Raw genomic sequence first — 19,042 nt, forward strand, 5'->3', positions numbered from 1 at the left:
GACCGGTCAATAATAGTGACGATGATTAAATTTGCAATCTTCATGCGCCAGATAGCAAAAAACCGACGAAGAATCCGTCGGTTTTTCCCGTCTGCGCACAATGATGCGTTATTTCAACGTTAACTGCGGCAACCAGGTTTTGACTTGCGCCATATACGTGCTGCGATCTTTACCTGTCAGGCCTTCCATGCGCGGCAACTTCGCCGTCAGTGGATTCACCGCCTGGTTATTGATCCACACTTCGTAGTGCAGATGTGGACCGGTCGAACGTCCGGTGTTACCTGAAAGCGCAATGCGATCGCCACGCTTCACTTTTTGCCCCGGTTTAACTAGCGCTTTGCTCAGATGCATGTAACGCGTCATATACTGACGACCATGACGAATCGCTACATAGTTACCGGCAGCGCCGCCGTTCTTCGCCATCACCACTTCACCATCGCCAACGGCCAACACTGGCGTACCAATCGGCAGCGCAAAATCGACACCTTTATGGGGTGCGATACGGCCCGTCACCGGATTGAGGCGGCGTGGATTGAAGTTTGAGGAAACGCGATACTGCTTAACCGTAGGGAAGCGCATAAAGCCGCGTGCCAGACCCGATGCATTACGATCGTAGAACTTGCCATCTTCGGCGCGGAAAGCGTAATAATCTTTGCCACCGGAGCGTAAACGTACGCCCAGCAGTTGACTTTGCGCACTTTTTCCACCGAGCATTTCACGCGACATCAGCACACTAAAATCGTCGCCGGCGCGCAGTTTACGGAAATCCATCTGCCACTGCATCGCTTTGATCACGTTACTGGTCTCAGCGCTGCTCAAGCCTGCACGTTGAGCGCTGGCAGCAAAGCTACCGCGCACTTCACCTTTCAGCACGCTGTTCAGCCATTCACCCTTTTGCAGCTCTTGCTGCATCTTAAAGCTGCCGTTATCTGCACGCTGATAAGTACGGGTTTCACGACGATCGATTTCCCAGCTGAAGGTTTGCAGTTGGCCATCCGCATCCAACGTCCAGCTCAGCTGCTGACCGACGCGCATATTACGCAGATCTTTATCACTGCTTACCAACGCGTTGATATCACCCAGCTCAATGCCGTACTGATTCAGGGCGCTGCTTAACGTATCACCCGAAGAGATGGTGTAATCGTGGATGTTAGGATTGTCCGGGACATCTTTATCAATGTCGTCAGCAGGAATATCTTCTTCCGGCTCTTCCGTGGTTTGATCGATCGGTTCACTGGCTTCCGGCAACAGTGTACGTAGTTCGTCTTTGTCCAGCGCGATGGTTTTCACGATGGGCGCAACATCACGAGGATGATAAACGTAAGGCCGCCATACAGCGACGGCCAAAGTGACTACGGTTAATGAACCCAGCATAACGCGGTGGGGGCGCGGCAAATTATTAAATGCGAGGGCGACAGAGCGGGCTATCTGCTGCACTTTTACTTATTCCTCATGCTCCATTCAGGCAGCTCGCATACTGGCTCGACAACTCTATGAGAAACTTCACGTAGCTGTCTTTGGATAAGCTGATGTCTGTTCCCAGCGGATCTAACGTACCTTTACGCACGCTAGTGCCACGGGACACGGCATCGATGACGGCCGGTCTGAATTGTGGCTCAGCAAAAACGCATACTGCTTTCTGCTCAACCAACTGTGTTCGTATTTGATGTAAACGCTGAGCGCCCGGCTGAATCTCAGGATTAACGGTAAAATGCCCTAAAGGCGACAAACCGTAATGTTTTTCAAAGTAGCTGTAAGCGTCGTGAAAAACGAAATAACCCTTGTTCCGCACAGGCACGAGTTGCGCGCCGATGTGTTTGTCTGCATCGGCTAATTCTGCCTTAAATTCCTGCAGATTAGCGTCAAGTTTGGCTTTGCTTTGCGGCATAAGTTCCAATAATTTTCCATGGATTGCAACCGCAGATTGTATGGCCATGTCAGGTGACATCCACAGGTGCATATTAAACTGTCCGTGGTGGTGATGTGCATGAGACGCGTCCTGGTCTTCAGAATTTTCTGAGTCATGGTTATGATCGTGATCGTGCTCATGTTCATCATCATCTTCATCGCCGCTGATCAACAGAGGTTTTATGCCTGGCAAAGCAGCAATTTCGAGGTTTTTATTGGCGGGTAATTCTGCCGCTGACTTGGTCAAAAAGGCTTCCATTTCTGGTCCTACCCAAACGACTAAGTCTGCGTTTTTTATACGTTTTACATCGGAAGGACGTAAGGCATAATCATGTTCTGATGCGCCGTCAGGCAGCAATACTTCAACAGGCGTAATGCCATCAGCGATGGCGGCTGCGATAAATCCGATTGGCTTGATTGATGCCACTACCGCTGAACGCGCGGGCAGTGCGCTTGAGGCTACGATTGCCGCAGCAGTAAGGGTGAAAACAAGGCGCTTTTTAATGTGTAACATAATACGTCATTCCATCGTGACCCGGTGATGGAATGTGATATTATAACATTCGAAATTCAATGCAACCGTAAATATCATGTCGCCACTTGTAACCCTTGAAAACATTTCCGTGAAGTTCTCCCAGCGTCCAGTGCTTGCAGGCGTTAGCCTGACACTCGAACCGGGAAAAATTCTCACGCTGCTTGGCCCAAATGGCGCCGGCAAATCTACGCTAGTGCGTGCGGTGCTCGGGTTGCTTAAACCTACCAGCGGTAGCGTCAAGCGAGCCGCTGATTTGCGCATCGGTTATGTGCCGCAAAAACTGCATATCGATCCCACTCTCCCCATCACCGTTGAGCGCTTTATGCATCTTTCGCGCGGTACCAAGCGCGATGCCATTTTACCCGCACTAAAACGCGTGCAGGCCGGGCATCTGCTCAATGCGCCGCTGCAAAAACTTTCGGGCGGTGAAACCCAGCGCGTTTTACTGGCGCGTGCCCTGCTTAATGCACCTCAGTTGCTGGTGCTGGATGAGCCGACGCAGGGCGTTGACGTCAATGGCCAGGTTGCGCTGTACGATTTGATCGACCAGCTGCGTCGCGAGCTGAACTGTGCCGTGCTGATGGTTTCACACGACCTGCATCTGGTGATGGCGAAAACCGACGAGGTATTGTGCCTCAATCATCACATCTGCTGTTCCGGCACGCCGGAAGCGGTGTCACAGCATCCGGAATTCATCGCGATGTTTGGCCCACGCGGCGCGCAGCAGTTGGCGATCTATCGCCATCACCATAATCATCGTCACGATTTACAGGGACGTATTGTTCTGCGCAAAGGAAATGGCCCGTCATGATTGAACTGTTATTACCTGGCTGGCTGGGCGGCGTCTTGCTGGCGCTGGCGGCCGGTCCGCTCGGCTCGTTTGTCGTCTGGCGCCGCATGTCCTACTTCGGCGATACCCTCGCCCACGCATCGCTGCTTGGCGTGGCGTTTGGTTTGCTGCTCAACGTTAATCCCTATTACGCGGTAATTATGGTTACCGTGTGTCTGGCGTTAGGATTGGTGTGGCTGGAACGTCGTCCGCATTTGGCTATTGATACGCTGCTCGGCATTATGGCGCACAGTGCGCTTTCGCTGGGTTTAGTGGTGGTCAGCCTGATGCAAGGGGTGCGTGTGGATTTGATGGCCTATCTGTTTGGTGACCTGCTGTCGGTAACCCCAGATGATCTTTGGATGATGGGCGGCGGCGTGGCGATTGTGCTGGTAGTAATGGCGTGGCAATGGCGCTCCCTGCTGTCAATGACGATCAGTCCGGAACTGGCGCAGGTTGATGGCGTTAATATTCAACGCACACGCTTAATGCTGATGTTAGTGACGGCGTTAACCATCGGTGTAGCCATGAAGTTTGTTGGTGCGTTGATCATTACTTCGTTGCTGATTATTCCGGCAGCCACGGCACGGCGCTTCTCGCGCTCGCCGGAACAGATGGCGGGTTACGCAGTAATTATCGGTATTATCGCCGTCACCGGAGGACTGACCTTCTCCGCTAATTACGATACGCCAGCCGGACCTTCAGTGGTGTTATGCGCTGCGGTGCTGTTCATCTTTAGCATGGCAAAAAAACCGGCGGCCTAGCGCCGGTTTACTCTTCGCGACTGATACCGAAATGTTTATAGGCATGCTGCGTTGCCATTCGGCCGCGCGGCGTGCGCTGAATGAACCCTTGCTGGATGAGGAAGGGTTCAATCACATCTTCGATGGTTTCCCGCTCTTCTCCAATCGCCGCCGCCAGGTTATCAAGCCCAACCGGACCACCCGAGAACTTGTCGATAATCGCCAGCAGCAGCTTGCGGTCCATATAATCGAAGCCCTGGCTATCGACGTTAAGCATATCCAGCGCGCTGGCTGACACTTCACCGCTCAGGTTGCCGTTGGCGCGAACTTCAGCGAAATCACGTACACGGCGTAACAGGCGATTGGCGATACGCGGCGTACCGCGCGCGCGACGCGCAATTTCTAACGCACCCTCTTCGCTCAGCGCGAGTCCCAGACAAGCTGCACTACGACCGACGATGTGTTGCAAATCGGGCACGTTATAGAACTCAAGGCGCTGGACGATGCCGAAACGATCGCGCAGGGGTGAGGTTAATGAACCGGCGCGCGTTGTGGCGCCAATCAGGGTAAACGGCGGAAGGTCGAGCTTGATCGAACGCGCAGCCGGACCTTCACCGATCATGATATCCAGCTGATAATCTTCCATCGCCGGATACAACACCTCTTCCACCACCGGCGACAGGCGATGGATTTCATCGATAAACAGCACATCGTGGGGTTCAAGATTGGTGAGCATCGCCGCAAGATCGCCGGCTTTCTCCAGCACCGGCCCTGAAGTGGTGCGCAGGTTAACGCCCATTTCGTTGGCAACAATGTTGGCCAGCGTGGTTTTACCTAATCCCGGTGGGCCGAAAATCAGCAGATGATCGAGTGCATCGCCACGCAATTTCGCGGCCTGGATGAAAATCTCCATTTGCTCACGCACCTGCGGCTGGCCAACATATTCCGTCAGTAGCTTAGGGCGAATGGCGCGGTCGAGCGTTTCTTCTTCATTAAAGGAACTGCCCGAGACCAGGCGATCGGCTTCAATCATGCTTTACCTCAAATAGCTGCGCGCAGGGCTTCACGAATCAGGGTTTCGCAATCCGCATCCGGTTTACCCACTTTACTGATCATTCGGCTGGCTTCCTGTGGTTTATAACCAAGGGCAACCAACGCCGAAACCGCTTCCGCTTCAGCATCATTGTTATCCTGCGCAGCAGATGGCGTCGTTAACGTAAAGGTTGAATCACCACCAAACAGATCACCATGCATACCGATGAAGCGATCCTTCATTTCCACGATCAAACGTTCGGCGGTTTTTTTGCCCACGCCCGGCAGTTTAATCAGTGATGCAATCTCTTGTCGCTCAACCGCAGTAACGAATTGCTGTGCCGACATGCCAGACAGAATCGCCAGCGCCAGTTTTGGTCCTACGCCATTTACTTTCACTAACTCGCGGAACAGCGTGCGTTCCTGCTTGTTATTGAAACCGAACAGTAGCTGCGCATCTTCACGCACCACAAACTGGGTAAAGATGATCGCTTCCTGATTAATTTCCGGCAGCTCGTAAAAGCAGGTCATTGGCATGTGCACTTCATAGCCGACACCGTGCGCCTCAATTAACACCAGCGGCGGCTGTTTTTCCAGAATATTGCCTCGTAAACGACCAATCACCTGAGCAGTTCCTTAATCTGATAAGTAAGCCTGTGTATATACCATAAAAAAAGCTGGATGAATATCCAGCTTCGCTGTGTATTGGGTTTCCGCTAACCCGACCGCATACGACCACGCGTCATCACCAATTTGCTATCGCTGATACGTGCAGCGTTTTGACTCATATGGCAATGCGTAATGGCAATGGCCAGTGCATCAGCGGCATCGGCTTGCGGATTGGCCGGCAGTTTCAGCAAGGTGCGCACCATATGCTGCACCTGGCTTTTCTCTGCGCCACCGGTTCCGGTCACGGTTTGCTTCACTTGACGCGCCGCATATTCAAACACCGGCAAATCATGATTCACCGCGGCGACAATTGCCGCGCCGCGCGCCTGGCCCAGCTTAAGCGCTGAGTCGGCATTCTTCGCCATAAATACCTGCTCAATAGCGAAGTAGTCGGGTGAGAATTGCGTGATAATTTCGCTGACGCCTGCATAGATAAGTTTGAGACGTGACGGCAGATCGGTGACGTTAGTGCGGATACAGCCGCTGCCTAAATAGGTAAGCTGGCGGCCGGTTTGGCGGATGACACCGTAACCGGTGACGCGCGAGCCGGGATCGATCCCGAGAATTATCGCCACAGCGCGTCTCCGGTGATGGGGGTTTTAAGCAACGCCATTACAGCGTTTCTGCGATCTCATCAGAGATTTCACCGTTATGGTAAACTTCCTGCACATCATCACAGTCTTCCAGCATGTCGATCAGACGCAGCAGTTTCGGCGCAGTTTCAGCATCCATTTCGGCTTTGGTTGAAGGGATCATTGAAACTTCAGCGCTATCCGCTTTCAGGCCGCCCGCTTCCAGCGCATCACGCACCGCACCCATCTCTTCCCACGCGGTGAACACATCGATCGCGCCGTCGTCATAGGCAACGACATCTTCTGCGCCGGCTTCCAGCGCCGCTTCCATTACCGCATCTTCGTCCTGGCCAGGCGCGAAGGAGATAACGCCCTTCTTGCTGAACAGGTAAGAAACTGAACCGTCAGTTCCGAGGTTGCCACCGGTTTTGGTGAAGGCATGACGTACTTCGCCCACGGTACGGTTGCGGTTGTCGCTCAGGCACTCAATCATCACCGCTGAGCCGCCCGGACCGTAACCTTCATAAATGATGGTTTCCATGTTGGAATCATCTTCACCGCCCACGCCGCGTGCAATCGCACGGTTCATGGTGTCACGCGTCATGTTGTTAGACAGCGCTTTGTCCATTGCGGCGCGCAGACGCGGGTTGGAGCCGGCATCGCCGCCACCCAGTTTCGCGGCGGTCACCAGCTCGCGAATGATTTTGGTGAAGATTTTACCGCGCTTAGCGTCCTGAGCAGCTTTACGATGCTTAGTATTCGCCCATTTACTGTGTCCAGCCATCTTGCGTATTCTCCGATCTTTTACAGGGTGCAGGCTATCTTGCTTGCGATCTTGTCCCCCGGCAGTGCTCGCAATCCTCACGTACATAAGTACGCTCCGGTTGCTGTGCGCTGGCGGTGAACAACCTCGCAGCGCCGATGACGCCTGACTGTTCAATACTTTGGTGCAGTCCTGTTAAGACTCACCCGATTCATAGAATTTAAATCATTCGCCGCTGGAATAACGCGCGGCGGCGAGCATTCAGATAAATTCTTCAATTGCCTGGCGGTTACTCCAGGACTTGGTGAGGGCTGCGGCAGCGACGGGATCGAGCCAGCGCGCGGCGAGATGCTCAGTGAGCAGCAGGTCGCGCTCTGCAGGTAACGCCAATCTGAACCAGTGTTCGCGATTGTGCGTGGTGCCCGGTGCGTAGCGATGACGGTAGTGCGGGAAGATTTCAAACTCAATTTGTTTGTGGCAATCGTCCAGCACTAACTTTTCATCGGCAATGTCGATGGCGAGCTCTTCTAACACTTCACGCAGCGCCGCCTGGCGCGGGGTTTCTCCCGCTTCCAGGCTGCCGGTTACGGATTGCCAGAAGCTATCGTCATCACGTCGCTGCAGCATTAACACCCGGCCGGAATCTCGCGCAAAAATCACCACCAGCACCGATACCGGATGTTTAAAGCCCATTACTTGTTCTCTGACTTTTCTTTCTTCGGTGCCACCAGAATGCCTAAATCCAGCAGCGCCGCTGGATTAGCTTCGCTTGGGGCTTCGGTCATCATGCACGCCGCGGCGGTGGTTTTCGGGAACGCGATCACATCACGGATGTTATCGGTGCCGGTCAGCAGCATGGTCAGACGATCCAGACCAAACGCCAGGCCCGCGTGTGGCGGCGTGCCGTATTTCAGCGCATCAAGCAGGAAGCCAAACTTCTCACGCTGCTCTTCTTCGGTAATGCCGAGAATGCTGAATACCGTCTGCTGCATTTTGCCGCTGTGGATACGTACCGAACCGCCGCCCACTTCGTAACCGTTAATCACCATATCGTAAGCGTTGGCTACCGCTTGTACCGGATCGGTCGCCAGCGCTTCAGCGCTCATCTCTTTCGGCGAAGTGAACGGATGGTGCATCGCTGCCAAACCGCCCTCTTCATCTTCTTCAAACATTGGGAAGTCGATCACCCACAGCGGCGCCCAGGCTTTGTCATCCGTGATCTGCAGATCACGGCCAACCTTCAGACGCAGTGCGCCCAGCGCATCAGCGACCACTTTAGCGCGGTCGGCGCCGAAGAAGATCAGGTCGCCATCTTGTGCGGATGTGCGGTTCAGGATCGCTTCAACGATCTCTGCAGTAAGGAATTTCGCTACCGGACTCTGTACGCCTTCGAAACCTTTCGCGCGCTCGTTGATCTTCATCCACGCCAAACCTTTGGCGCCGTAGATTTCAACGAACTTGCCGTATTCATCAATCTGCTTACGCGTCAGCGCAGCGCCGCCCGGAACGCGCAGCGCAGCAACGCGACCTTTCGCATCGTTGGCTGGACCCGCAAACACCTGGAACTCAACGTTTTTCAGCAGATCAGCAACGTCCACCAGCTCCATAGGATTACGCAGGTCTGGCTTATCGGAGCCGTAACGGTTCATCGCTTCGGCAAAGGTCATCTGCGGGAAGTCACCGAGATCGACGCCCTTGATGTCAATCCACAATTCACGAATCAGACGTTCCATCTTTTCACGGACCTGCTCGGCAGTCATGAAAGAGGTTTCAACGTCGATCTGGGTAAATTCAGGCTGACGGTCAGCACGCAAATCTTCGTCGCGGAAACACTTAACGATTTGATAATAGCGGTCAAAACCCGACATCATCAGCAGCTGTTTGAACAGCTGTGGCGACTGCGGCAGCGCGTAGAATTTACCTTTATGCACGCGGCTCGGCACCAGATAGTCACGCGCACCTTCTGGCGTGGCTTTGGTCAGCATCGGGGTTTCGATATCAAGGAATCCCTGGTCGTCCATAAAGCGACGCACGAAGCTGGTAATTTTAGCGCGGGTTTTTAAACGCTGTGCCATTTCCGGACGACGCAGGTCCAGATAGCGATACGTCAGACGCGCTTCTTCGCTGTTGGTCTGGTTTGAGTCCAGCGGCAGCGGTTCTGCACGGTTGATGATGTTCAGCTCATGGGCAAACACTTCCACTTCGCCGGTCGCCATGTCGCTATTTTTGTTCTTTTCGTCACGTGCACGAACGGTGCCGGTGATCTGGATACAGAATTCGTTACGCAGCTCAGATGCCAGCTGGAAAGCGTCCTGACGGTCGGAATCGAAGAACACCTGTGCGATACCTTCACGGTCGCGCATATCGATAAAAATCAGGCTACCCAGATCGCGACGGCGATTTACCCAGCCGCAGAGAGTGACTTGCTGACCCACATGAGACAGATTGAGCTGTCCGCAATATTCTGTACGCATAACGTATCCTTTTAACTTCGCCGCTGCTGCCAGACAGCATCAGGCCGCGTAACCTTCTGAGATGCTGTCGCAAAAAAGACGGCTATTATAATGGAAAAACCCAGGCAGGATAAGTGGAGCCAGATCAAAGCGGACAAAACATTATGTTTTATCGCGCTGTTTTTCCTGCCGACATGAAAACAGGTTACATTAAGCCGCCCTTTCCCGCCCAAAAGGATTCAGGAGTTCGCGTTTGACACTTCGCATTGGATTACCGCAATGGCAGCATGCGCACTGGAAACAGTTCGGCTTAGCGACGTTAGCCGATTACGCACAGCTGTTTGGCTGCGTTGAAGGCAACACCACGTTGTATGCGCTGCCGAAGCCGGAAGTGGTGCTGCGCTGGCGCGATATGACTCATGACGATTTCCGCTTCTGCTTTAAGTTTCCCGATAGCATCAGCCACAAAGCCGCGCTGCGAAACTGCGATGAGCTGCTGACGGAGTTTTTCCGCCTGCTCGATCCACTCAGCAACCGCATCGGACAATATTGGTTACAGCTGCCCGCCGCATTCTCACCGGCGCAGCTCAGCGATTTATGGGCATTTCTTGATAGTTTGCCGCGTATCTTTCAGTACGGCGTTGAAGTGCGCCATCCGGCGTTTTTTGCCAAAGGTGAAGCCGAGCGCGCGCTGAATCGCGGTTTGCTGCAGCGCGGGGTGAATCGGGTGATTCTGGATAGCCGCCCGGCTCATGCCTCGACTTCACAAACCGCCGCCGCCGTTGAGGCCAGAGCGAAGAAGCCGCGCGTGCCGCCACACGCGGTGCAAACCGGCTCGCAACCCATGGTGCGTTTTATCGGCAGCGATAGCGTGGCGGAGAGCGTGCCGCTGTTTCAGCCGTGGCACAGCAAAATTGCCGCGTGGCAGGCTGAATGTGATCCGATGCTGTTTATTCACACGCCAGATATGGGCGAGGTGTTTCCCCTGATTCAGGCGCTGTGGCCGCAGTTGCAGCAGTTGGAACCCGCATTAGGCGATCTGCCCGATTGGCCGCAGCAGTCGAGCCTGTTCTAGACGTAACGCAAAGGGTGCAGCCTGCCCGCGTTTCTGCCAAAATAGCGCCCTTTCCGTTTTCTCTCCGGACCTTTCATTATGTCTGATCGCGATACGCTATTTTCCGCGCCCATCGATAAGCTGGGCGACTGGACCTTTGACGAGCGCGTGGCTGAAGTCTTTCCCGATATGATTCAGCGCTCGGTGCCGGGTTACTCCAACATCATTTCGATGATTGGCATGCTGGCAGAACGCTTCGTTCAACCGAATAGCCAGGTTTACGATCTCGGCTGCTCGCTGGGTGCCGCCACGCTGTCGGTTCGCCGCAATATTCATGTGCCGGGCTGCCAGATTATTGCCGTCGATAATTCGCCGGCGATGGTTGAGCGCTGCCGTCGTCACATCGACGCCTTCCGCGCGGATACGCCGGTGCAGGTGATTGAAGCCGATATTCAGGACATCCACATTGAGAACGCCTCGCTGGTGGTGCTGAACTTTACCCTGCAATTCCTTGAACCGCCGGCACGTCTCGCGCTGCTGAAGAAGATTGTGCAAGGGCTGAACCCAGGCGGTGCGCTAGTGCTGTCAGAGAAGTTCAGCTTTGAGGATGCCGAGGTCGGCGAGCTGCTGTTCAATATGCATCACGATTTTAAACGCGCGAACGGTTACAGCGAGCTGGAGATCAGCCAGAAACGTAGCATGCTGGAGAATGTGATGCTGACTGATAGCGTAGAAGCGCATAAAGCGCGGCTGAAAACCGCCGGTTTCAAACATGCGGAGCTGTGGTTCCAGTGCTTTAATTTTGGTTCGTTGGTGGCGTTGAAATGATTGAGTTTGGCCGTTTTTATCAGCAGATTGCCACCGGCCCGCTCGCCAGTTGGCTGGAAGTATTACCTGCCCAGGTCGCCGCGTGGCAGCGTGAAAACCTGCACGGCAAGTTTCGCGATTGGGAGAAGTCGGTCGATTATCTGCCGCTGCTGACTCCACAGAAGCTGGATTTATTGCACAGCGTGAGCGCTGATGTTGACGATCTGACCGATCGTCAACGCCTTGGCATTGAGAATCTGCTGCGCAATTTGATGCCGTGGCGTAAAGGCCCTTATTCGCTGTACGGTACCGAGATCGACACCGAATGGCGTTCCGACTGGAAATGGGATCGCGTGTTACCGCACATTTCTCCTTTGCAGCATCGCACGGTGCTGGATGTCGGTTGCGGCAGCGGTTATCACATGTGGCGTATGATCGGCGCGGGCGCCAAGCTGGTGGTCGGCATCGATCCCATGCAGCTATTTTTGTGCCAGTTTGAAGCGGTGCGTAAGTTGCTGGGCGACGATCGTCGGGCGCATTTGCTGCCGCTGGGTATTGAGCAGTTACCGGCGTTGCAGGCGTTTGATACCGTGTTTTCCATGGGCGTGCTTTATCACCGTCGTTCGCCACTCGATCACCTGATGCAGCTGAAAAATCAGTTAGTCAGTGAAGGCGAGCTGGTGCTGGAGACGCTAGTGATTGAAGGCGACGAGAACGCGGTGTTGGTGCCGGGTGAACGTTATGCGCAGATGCGAAATGTGTACTTTATTCCCTCTGCGGCGGCGCTGAAAAGCTGGCTGGAGAAGTGTGGATTTATCGATGTGCGCATTGTCGATTATGCGGTGACCTCGGTGGAAGAGCAGCGACGTACCAGCTGGATGACCAGCGAATCGCTGGCCGAGTTCCTTGATCCTAATGACAGCAGCAAAACCATCGAAGGTTATCCCGCGCCGCTGCGCGCGGTGCTCGTCGCCCGCAAGCCGTAACGCTTAACGCCGCGACAGCGCCAGCTTCGCGGCAAAACCAATAAAGACGCAGCCGGTTAGGCGATCCATCACTTTCAGCACCGCCGGGCGACGCAGATGCGTGGCAAAGTACTGGCTGCTACCAATCAGCACCGCATTCCACACCAAACCAATCAGCATATGCGTGAGCGCCATTAGCGTGCACCACAGCGGCACCGAAGCGCCCGCTGGAATGAACTGCGGCAGGAAGGTGACATAGAACACGCCGACTTTGGGATTTAACAGGTTGCCAAATAAACCGCGCGTGAAGCAGGCGAAATAACGTTGTTCTTTGCTCTGGGTGCGCTGGCCTTGTTCCGCCTGTGTGCGCGGATGGATTAACAGTTTGACGCCGAGATAGAGCAGATAAGCCGCGCCGACCCATTTGAGCAAGTTATAAGCCATTTCCGAGGCCAGCAGCAGCGCGCCCAAACCCAGTCCCACCGCAACACCCCATACCAGACAACCCAGCGTGACGCCCAGCGCCGTTACCGAGGCGCGTCTCCAGCCTTGCGCGGCGGCGGAACGAAGCACTAATGCAGTATCAAAGCCGGGTGTAAGCGTAAGAATGGTGATGGCGAAGAGGAATGAAAGGATAAGTGTCATGCGATGTTCTCTCTTACTCCGGTGCGTTTGGCGTTAATCCTGGGTGGCTGATTCGTCTGGCGAATTCCAGTATTGGTATTTATAAGCTGAGCTGAGATGGCGTTCAATGGTGCCTTTAGCAAACACTTCAGTTTCATGCAGATAACTCAATGTGCAGTTGCCCACTTCATCCCACAGTTGACACTCATCGACCGAGCGCAACGTGCTAACCGGCGTGGTCGACGTGCCATTCAGGCGCAGTTCCCGCCACTGGTTATCGTAGCTGTAAGTATCTTTACTGCGCGCGCTGCTGGATGAGGTGACCAATCCTTGCGGATTCCAGCGCCAGCTGTTTTCACCGTTGGTCATGGTATCGCTGCCGCGAGCCACGCTTTTTTCCACTCGGAACTGCTTGTCGTAGCGATAAGTGGTATCGGTAAAGCCGTCTTTGCCCATGCTGGTGAATTTATCGGACGAGCTAACAATGTTGCCATGCTGTCCGATTTGCCAGCTAATGGTGCCCTGCCGGTTGTCGACCACTTCCTCTTGCCCTGCCTTGATGACTTTGACCATATAAGCATACTCCGCCACCCAACCGCGCTGTACGCGAGCAATATGCTGCTCCATGGTCAGCATGACGTTGCCTTCATTTTTGTCATAGGAGATATCGGCCACCATCAAATCGCCGCATTGATCAAACTGGCCGAGCACGCGCTTTTGCGAGTTCACATCTTTGCCGAATTCGCCCGCCACCACCTGACGTACCGCGCCTTTGGCATCACCACCCAGCATGATCCAGTTATTGCTGCTGGTAATGTTTTTGCTCATCGGTGGACACGCAGTGCTGACCGCCAGCGCGACGCCGCAGTAAGGCAGAAGCAGCACTAAAACGGCACAAGGGAAGGATTTCATGAAGGTTATCCGTACGAAGCCATAAGTAATCAAAGCATCGTTTGCTGGAATACGCTATGCCGACGTGAACTCTTTCGCCAAAATAATGCGAACGACAGCAAGGCGGCAAGTACGCGAATCCCCAGGTGATTACACCCGTAAGTGACTGGAGCGAACGCACGCAGCCAACGCATCTGTAACTTGAAGTATAAAGATGCCAGGCAAAAAGAACCCCAGTTAGAATAACTGGGGTTGGTACTTGCAAACATCACGTCATTAGAACTGGCGTGCTGCGCGGCAAAATCGGCGTGAAATCAGGCTACCCGGACGGTGGTCAACTGCGTCATGCTTTTCATGGCTTCAACGACATCACCATCAACACAGTAGCGACTGAATTCATCGGTTTCCGCTTCGGAGCACATAGAAACACCGGCTTTACGGTAGCGCATCGGCGAAGCGACTAATCGGCTGGCGGAGCTGTGAACTTCCTGCAATCCACTGTCAATGAACTTCTGGATATTGCTCAAACGTACGCCCGCACCCGCCATAATAATCGGACCCGTGCTGTGTTCATTTAGTTCCCGTAATAATGCAATTCCTGCTTCGGCACTCTGTTGCTGTCCGGAAGTGAGAATACGCGCGATGCCTAAATCAGCCAGCACCTCTAACGAACGTTTGGGGCTGTGGCACAAATCAAAGGCGCGATGGAAAGTGACGGCCATGCCATCACACAGCTTCATAATTTGCTGCATGCGGGCGATATCAACATGCGCATCTTCATCCAGCATGCCGATGACCAGCCCAGGAAAACCCAGTTCACGCATCAGCGCAACGTCGGATTTCATCGATTCAAATTCATGGTGGGTGTAACAAAAATCCCCGCCGCGCGGACGGACGATAGGATGTACCGGGATCGAAATTTCACGTCGTGCGGCTTCCAGCACGCCAGCTGAAGGCGTCAACCCACCTTCGCGCGGTGCGCTGCACAGCTCCACGCGATCGGCACCGGACAGCTGCGCAGTCATTGCACAGTCGATGCCGTAGCAACAAATTTCCAGTTTCGTCATACCCTGCTCCTTTTCATGACTTCTGGCTCGGGAGGAATGCTTCAGTTAGTCTGCTCAATTGGATAGTTTACGTGGAACTCGCACAATGGCATTCGATTTTAATCAATGGATAGACCGTCGTCACAGCGATAGTTTGAAATGGCACAAATATGGCGATCGTGATGTGCTGCCGCTCTGGGTGGCGGACAGCGATTTCCGTTCACCGCCGTGCGTGATTGAGGCCATAAAAAAGCGCGCCGAACACGGTGTTTTTGGCTATGGTGCAACACCAACCGGCTTGATTGATATCACCCTTTCCCGATTAGCGCAGCGCTACAACTGGCATATTCAGCCGGAATGGATTGTGTTATTGCCTGGCGTAGTGTGCGGTTTGAATCTTTCGGTCCGCGCATTCACAGAGTCAGGCGAAGCGACGGTGGCACCAACGCCAATCTATCCACCGTTTCGCGGCGCGGCAAAATTAGCCGATCGCGCGCAGGTGAACCTGCCGCTGCGTTTACAGGACGGCCGCTGGGTAATGGATCTCAACGCTCCGGAGATGCAGGGCAATGAGCGCCTGCTGATGTTGTGTAATCCGCAAAATCCCGGTGGTACGGTTTATCGCCGTGAGGAGCTGGAAGCCCAGCTGGCCTTTGCGCAGCAACATGATTTGATCGTCTGCTCTGATGAGATCCATTGCGATCTGCTGTTATCCCCGGAAGTGCAGCACATTCCCTTTGCCACCTTGAGTGAAGATGCCGCGCAGCGCAGCATTACGCTGCTATCTCCTTCGAAAACCTTCAATATTGCTGGATTAGGCGCCTCGATGGCGATTATACCCAATGCGGAATTACGCCAGCGCTTCAAACGCGTACGTGAAGGTATCGTGCCAGGCGTTGATATCCTGGCGTTAGTGGCGGCGGAAGCGGCGTGGCGTGATGGCGAAGCCTGGCTAACGGCGCAGCTGGATTATCTGCGCGCCAACCGTGACTTTCTGGTCGCGCAGGTAAATGCCCTGCCGGAGCTGCGAATGGCAGCGCCTGAAGCGACTTATCTTGGCTGGATAGATGCCAGCCAGTTAGCGGTCGCCAGCCCCGCGCTCTACTTTGAACAGCACGGACTCGGCTTTTCGCCTGGCCATGATTTTGGTGACGATCATTTCGTACGCTTCAACTTTGGCTGTACGCGCGACACGCTAGAGCAAGCGGTCACACGCTTGCAGCGCGCGGTCACCGCGCAGCGTTAGGCCTGTTCGCTGGCGACGATCTCTTCCAGTCGCCACGGATGAAATTTTATCGTGGTTTGCCCATCCGTCACCGCCAGCGTCGGATTGGGCAACCGCTCATTCTCCCCTTTTGGCGCACTGGTTTTGAAAGAGATACCAGGCTGTGTCAAAGCGTCATCTGACAGCAGTGCCATCGCGCGCATGCCAAGCGTTTCCGGTTCGCCGCGCAACACAAGCTCCACATGCTCCCAACCTTCGTGGCGATAACGTTTCTCCCCCGGCCACGGCAGCTCAATCACATCGACTTGCCATCCCGCCAGTTGCAATGGCTGATGCAGTTTAAACAGGCAGATTGGGCGTCCATTGATGATCGCTTCAGAGAATTGGCTCCCAATTTGCAAAAATCCCGCTTTCCAGCGCTCCGCCGTGGCGATTTGATGGCAGCGCACCGCAACGTGATCGGCCTCATGTTCAGCCAACCGAATACCTAAGCGTTCTGCAAAATCTTGCAAAGAGTGCTCAAAATGAGTCAAGTCTTGTTTTAAATCATCCAGTTCCATAGGAAAGTTGGTCTGCGTCACGCTTTTACCTCTACATCTGTTCAGGTTTATTAATCGTTTTGAAAATTGATAAGTATTGATTCCGCTTGACAAAATTGTCGGATTCATCCGATTTCCGCATCAAAAAGGCTCAAAACCGCATAAATTGCCCATTCATTTCGGATTTATCGTCAAATCAGGTCCAGCAATTACTTTATGAAAGTGACTTAAACTACTGTTATTATTGAAAATAGTTAATACAATGAGATAACTCTTATTTAAGTTGCAAACAATTGCAGCCAGAAACCCTTTCTTATAAATTTGGGTTTCACAACTACAAGGAACGGCCTTATGTCTATGCTCATTGTTGTCGCGGTCCTGATTGCATTAATGGGATTTGCAATTTCCCGCCATTGGAAGGTGCGTGAAGACAAAAGCGTTAAAAATCCTCGTCGTCACCCACGGCGCCGTTAATCGGCGCTGAGGGCCCGATGTTGCGCCTTACAGCATACCGAAAAGCTGACTCACTTTAACATTTCACGTATACTTCCCCTCCTATTTTTCCGTCCCGCCGCGCAGTTGCGGGATGACGACATCGGCTCGCCGCCAATAGGCGGGCCTTTTCAGCATATGAAGGTAACGCGGTGAATATTCAGGCTCTTCTTTCCGACAAAGTCAGTCAGGCAATGGTAGCGGCGGGTGCGCCTGCCGATTGCGAACCTCAGGTTCGTCAGTCTGCGAAAGTGCAGTTCGGTGACTACCAGGCCAACGGTATCATGGCCGTGGCGAAAAAACTGGGTCAGGCACCGCGCCAACTGGCTGAGCAAGTGATTCAGCACCTGGACCTCAACGGCATCGCCAGCAAGGTCGAAATTGCCGGTCCCGGCTTTATCAACATCTTTCTGGACCGTGCATGGCTGGCGGCGCAAACCGCCCAGGCCCTGCAGCTGCCGCGCCTGGGCGTAAGCACCGTTGCGCCGCAAACTATCGTGGTGGATTACTCCGCGCCGAACGTGGCGAAGCAGATGCACGTCGGTCACGTGCGCTCCACCATCATCGGTGATGCTGCCGTGCGTACGCTGGAGTTTCTCGGTCACAAGGTGATTCGCGCCAACCACGTCGGTGACTGGGGCACGCAGTTCGGCATGCTGATTGCCTATCTGGAAAAGCAGCAGAATGAAAATCACGAAGCGATCGCGCTGGCCGATTTAGAAGCCTTCTACCGCGAAGCTAAAATCACCTATGACGCCGACGAAGCCTTTGCGGAACGCGCGCGTAGCTACGTGGTGAAACTGCAAGGTGGCGATGAGTATTGCCGCAGCATGTGGAAGAAGCTGGTCGATATCACCATGAGTCAGAACCAGCTGGTTTACGACCGCCTGAACGTGACGTTGACGCGCAAAGACGTGATGGGCGAAAGCCTGTACAACGACATGCTGCCGGGCATCGTCGCTGATTTGCGTGAAAAAGGTCTGGCGGTTACCAGCGAAGGCGCCACCGTGGTTTTCCTTGATGAGTTTAAAAACAAGGAAGGCGAACCGATGGGCGTGATCATTCAGAAGAAAGATGGCGGCTATCTCTACACCACCACCGACATCGCCTGCGCCAAATACCGCTTCGAAACCCTGCATGCCGATCGCGTGCTGTACTACATCGATTCGCGTCAGCATCAGCATCTGCAGCAGGCGTGGACCATCGTGCGCAAAGCCGGTTATGTGCCAGAATCGGTTCCGCTGGAACACCATGCGTTTGGCATGATGCTGGGCAAGGATGGCCGTCCGTTCAAAACCCGCAGCGGCGGCACCATTCGCCTCGCGGACTTGCTGGATGAAGCCGTTGAACGTGCGCATGCGTTGGTAAGCGAGAAGAATCCAGAGATGTCGGCGCAAGAGCTGAGAGATCTGTCAGAAGTGGTCGGTATCGGCGCGGTCAAATACGCTGACCTGTCAAAAAGCCGCACCACCGATTACATCTTCGACTGGGACAACATGCTGGCATTTGAAGGCAATACCGCGCCTTACATGCAGTATGCCTACACGCGTGTGTTATCGGTGTTCCGCAAAGCCGGCATTGATGCCGATAGCCTGAGCGGCGACATGGTACTGACTGAAGAGCGCGAAGCGCAGCTGGCCACCCGCTTGCTGCAGTTCGAAGAGGTGATTACTCAGGTCGCACGCGACGGCACGCCACACGTGATGTGTGCTTACCTGTATGAGCTGGCCGGTCAGTTCTCTGGCTTCTATGAGCACTGCCCAATTCTCTCCGCCGAAGATGAGACTATTCGTAACAGCCGCCTGCAGCTGGCCGCCTTAACCGCGAAGACGCTGAAGCAAGGTCTGGATACGCTGGGCATTAAAACCGTCGAGCGCATGTAATACCTTTTTAGC

Annotated in this window: 20 protein-coding genes; 8 read left to right on the forward strand and 12 right to left on the reverse strand. The window is 54.1% G+C overall.

What is annotated here, in order from left to right:
* Positions 1 to 108: 108 nt before the first annotated feature.
* The gene (gene mepM, locus WH298_RS00845; protein ID WP_180821948.1) at positions 109 to 1,437 is read right to left on the reverse strand and encodes a murein DD-endopeptidase MepM; all 1,329 of its coding nucleotides are present in this window, start codon (positions 1,435 to 1,437) and stop codon (positions 109 to 111) included.
* Positions 1,438 to 1,450: 13 nt separating this feature from the next.
* Positions 1,451 to 2,422, reverse strand: a complete 972-nt coding sequence (gene znuA, locus WH298_RS00850) for a zinc ABC transporter substrate-binding protein ZnuA (RefSeq protein ID WP_180821949.1) — start codon at positions 2,420 to 2,422, stop codon at positions 1,451 to 1,453.
* 76 nt (positions 2,423 to 2,498) lie between these two features.
* Here znuA and znuC point away from each other — a divergent pair, with 76 nt between their 5' ends.
* Both znuC and znuB read left to right on the forward strand, forming a co-directional pair.
* Positions 2,499 to 3,254 (forward strand): zinc ABC transporter ATP-binding protein ZnuC, encoded by a 756-nt coding sequence (znuC, locus tag WH298_RS00855; protein ID WP_180821950.1) that lies wholly within the window; start codon positions 2,499 to 2,501, stop codon positions 3,252 to 3,254.
* The gene (znuB, locus tag WH298_RS00860; RefSeq protein WP_180821951.1) at positions 3,251 to 4,036 is read left to right on the forward strand and encodes a zinc ABC transporter permease subunit ZnuB; all 786 of its coding nucleotides are present in this window, start codon (positions 3,251 to 3,253) and stop codon (positions 4,034 to 4,036) included. Before znuC ends, znuB begins: the two co-directional genes overlap by 4 nt.
* 7 nt (positions 4,037 to 4,043) lie before the next feature.
* Here znuB and ruvB read toward each other — a convergent pair whose 3' ends face one another.
* From ruvB to aspS, 6 genes are all read right to left on the reverse strand, one after another.
* The gene (ruvB, locus tag WH298_RS00865; protein WP_007889560.1) at positions 4,044 to 5,048 is read right to left on the reverse strand and encodes a Holliday junction branch migration DNA helicase RuvB; all 1,005 of its coding nucleotides are present in this window, start codon (positions 5,046 to 5,048) and stop codon (positions 4,044 to 4,046) included.
* A gap of 8 nt (positions 5,049 to 5,056) precedes the next feature.
* Positions 5,057 to 5,671 carry a Holliday junction branch migration protein RuvA gene (gene ruvA / locus WH298_RS00870; protein WP_007889559.1) on the reverse strand — a complete coding sequence of 205 codons (615 nt, stop codon included), beginning with the start codon at positions 5,669 to 5,671 and terminating at the stop codon, positions 5,057 to 5,059.
* A gap of 92 nt (positions 5,672 to 5,763) precedes the next feature.
* Positions 5,764 to 6,291 (reverse strand): crossover junction endodeoxyribonuclease RuvC, encoded by a 528-nt coding sequence (gene ruvC, locus WH298_RS00875; protein WP_007889558.1) that lies wholly within the window; start codon positions 6,289 to 6,291, stop codon positions 5,764 to 5,766.
* Between the two features lie 37 nt (positions 6,292 to 6,328).
* Positions 6,329 to 7,072 (reverse strand): YebC/PmpR family DNA-binding transcriptional regulator, encoded by a 744-nt coding sequence (locus WH298_RS00880; RefSeq protein WP_007889557.1) that lies wholly within the window; start codon positions 7,070 to 7,072, stop codon positions 6,329 to 6,331.
* A gap of 240 nt (positions 7,073 to 7,312) precedes the next feature.
* Positions 7,313 to 7,744 carry a dihydroneopterin triphosphate diphosphatase gene (nudB, locus tag WH298_RS00885; RefSeq protein ID WP_180821952.1) on the reverse strand — a complete coding sequence of 144 codons (432 nt, stop codon included), beginning with the start codon at positions 7,742 to 7,744 and terminating at the stop codon, positions 7,313 to 7,315.
* On the reverse strand, positions 7,744 to 9,525 hold the full coding sequence (gene aspS, locus WH298_RS00890) for an aspartate--tRNA ligase (RefSeq protein ID WP_007889555.1): 1,782 nt from the start codon (positions 9,523 to 9,525) through the stop codon (positions 7,744 to 7,746). The genes nudB and aspS overlap by 1 nt, the downstream gene beginning before the upstream one ends.
* Positions 9,526 to 9,757: 232 nt before the next feature.
* On the opposite strand from aspS, the gene WH298_RS00895 reads away from it, so the two are divergent.
* The 3 genes from WH298_RS00895 (at position 9,758) to cmoB (ending at position 12,351) form a co-directional block, all read left to right on the forward strand.
* Positions 9,758 to 10,579, forward strand: coding sequence for a DUF72 domain-containing protein (locus WH298_RS00895; protein ID WP_180821953.1), 822 nt, complete (start codon positions 9,758 to 9,760; stop codon positions 10,577 to 10,579).
* A 78-nt stretch (positions 10,580 to 10,657) separates the two neighbouring features.
* Positions 10,658 to 11,386: a carboxy-S-adenosyl-L-methionine synthase CmoA gene (gene cmoA, locus WH298_RS00900; protein ID WP_007889552.1), complete on the forward strand. Its 729-nt coding sequence runs from the start codon at positions 10,658 to 10,660 to the stop codon at positions 11,384 to 11,386.
* Positions 11,383 to 12,351: a tRNA 5-methoxyuridine(34)/uridine 5-oxyacetic acid(34) synthase CmoB gene (gene cmoB / locus WH298_RS00905; protein WP_180821954.1), complete on the forward strand. Its 969-nt coding sequence runs from the start codon at positions 11,383 to 11,385 to the stop codon at positions 12,349 to 12,351. Before cmoA ends, cmoB begins: the two co-directional genes overlap by 4 nt.
* 3 nt (positions 12,352 to 12,354) lie before the next feature.
* On the opposite strand, the gene WH298_RS00910 is transcribed toward cmoB, so the two are convergent.
* The 3 genes from WH298_RS00910 to cutC form a co-directional block, all read right to left on the reverse strand.
* Positions 12,355 to 12,975: a LysE family translocator gene (locus tag WH298_RS00910; RefSeq protein WP_180821955.1), complete on the reverse strand. Its 621-nt coding sequence runs from the start codon at positions 12,973 to 12,975 to the stop codon at positions 12,355 to 12,357.
* A 33-nt stretch (positions 12,976 to 13,008) separates the two neighbouring features.
* The gene (locus tag WH298_RS00915) at positions 13,009 to 13,866 is read right to left on the reverse strand and encodes a hypothetical protein (RefSeq protein ID WP_007889548.1); all 858 of its coding nucleotides are present in this window, start codon (positions 13,864 to 13,866) and stop codon (positions 13,009 to 13,011) included.
* A 293-nt stretch (positions 13,867 to 14,159) separates the two neighbouring features.
* Positions 14,160 to 14,912 carry a copper homeostasis protein CutC gene (cutC, locus tag WH298_RS00920; RefSeq protein ID WP_180821956.1) on the reverse strand — a complete coding sequence of 251 codons (753 nt, stop codon included), beginning with the start codon at positions 14,910 to 14,912 and terminating at the stop codon, positions 14,160 to 14,162.
* A gap of 85 nt (positions 14,913 to 14,997) precedes the next feature.
* On the opposite strand from cutC, the gene WH298_RS00925 reads away from it, so the two are divergent.
* Positions 14,998 to 16,137, forward strand: a complete 1,140-nt coding sequence (locus WH298_RS00925; RefSeq protein WP_180821957.1) for a MalY/PatB family protein — start codon at positions 14,998 to 15,000, stop codon at positions 16,135 to 16,137.
* Here the strand turns inward: WH298_RS00925 and WH298_RS00930 are convergent.
* A complete protein-coding gene (locus WH298_RS00930; protein ID WP_036620951.1) occupies positions 16,134 to 16,676 on the reverse strand; it encodes a VOC family protein in 543 nt (180 codons plus the stop codon). The genes WH298_RS00925 and WH298_RS00930 overlap by 4 nt on opposite strands.
* A 330-nt stretch (positions 16,677 to 17,006) precedes the next feature.
* On the opposite strand from WH298_RS00930, the gene WH298_RS00935 reads away from it, so the two are divergent.
* Positions 17,007 to 17,129 carry a hypothetical protein gene (locus tag WH298_RS00935; RefSeq protein WP_007889544.1) on the forward strand — a complete coding sequence of 41 codons (123 nt, stop codon included), beginning with the start codon at positions 17,007 to 17,009 and terminating at the stop codon, positions 17,127 to 17,129.
* Positions 17,130 to 17,299: 170 nt separating this feature from the next.
* A complete protein-coding gene (gene argS / locus WH298_RS00940; protein ID WP_180821958.1) occupies positions 17,300 to 19,030 on the forward strand; it encodes an arginine--tRNA ligase in 1,731 nt (576 codons plus the stop codon).
* Positions 19,031 to 19,042 lie beyond the last annotated feature (12 nt).

Origin of the sequence: Pantoea nemavictus (assembly GCF_037479095.1) — a bacterium.
In the GTDB taxonomy this organism is placed as follows: domain Bacteria; phylum Pseudomonadota; class Gammaproteobacteria; order Enterobacterales; family Enterobacteriaceae; genus Pantoea; species Pantoea nemavictus.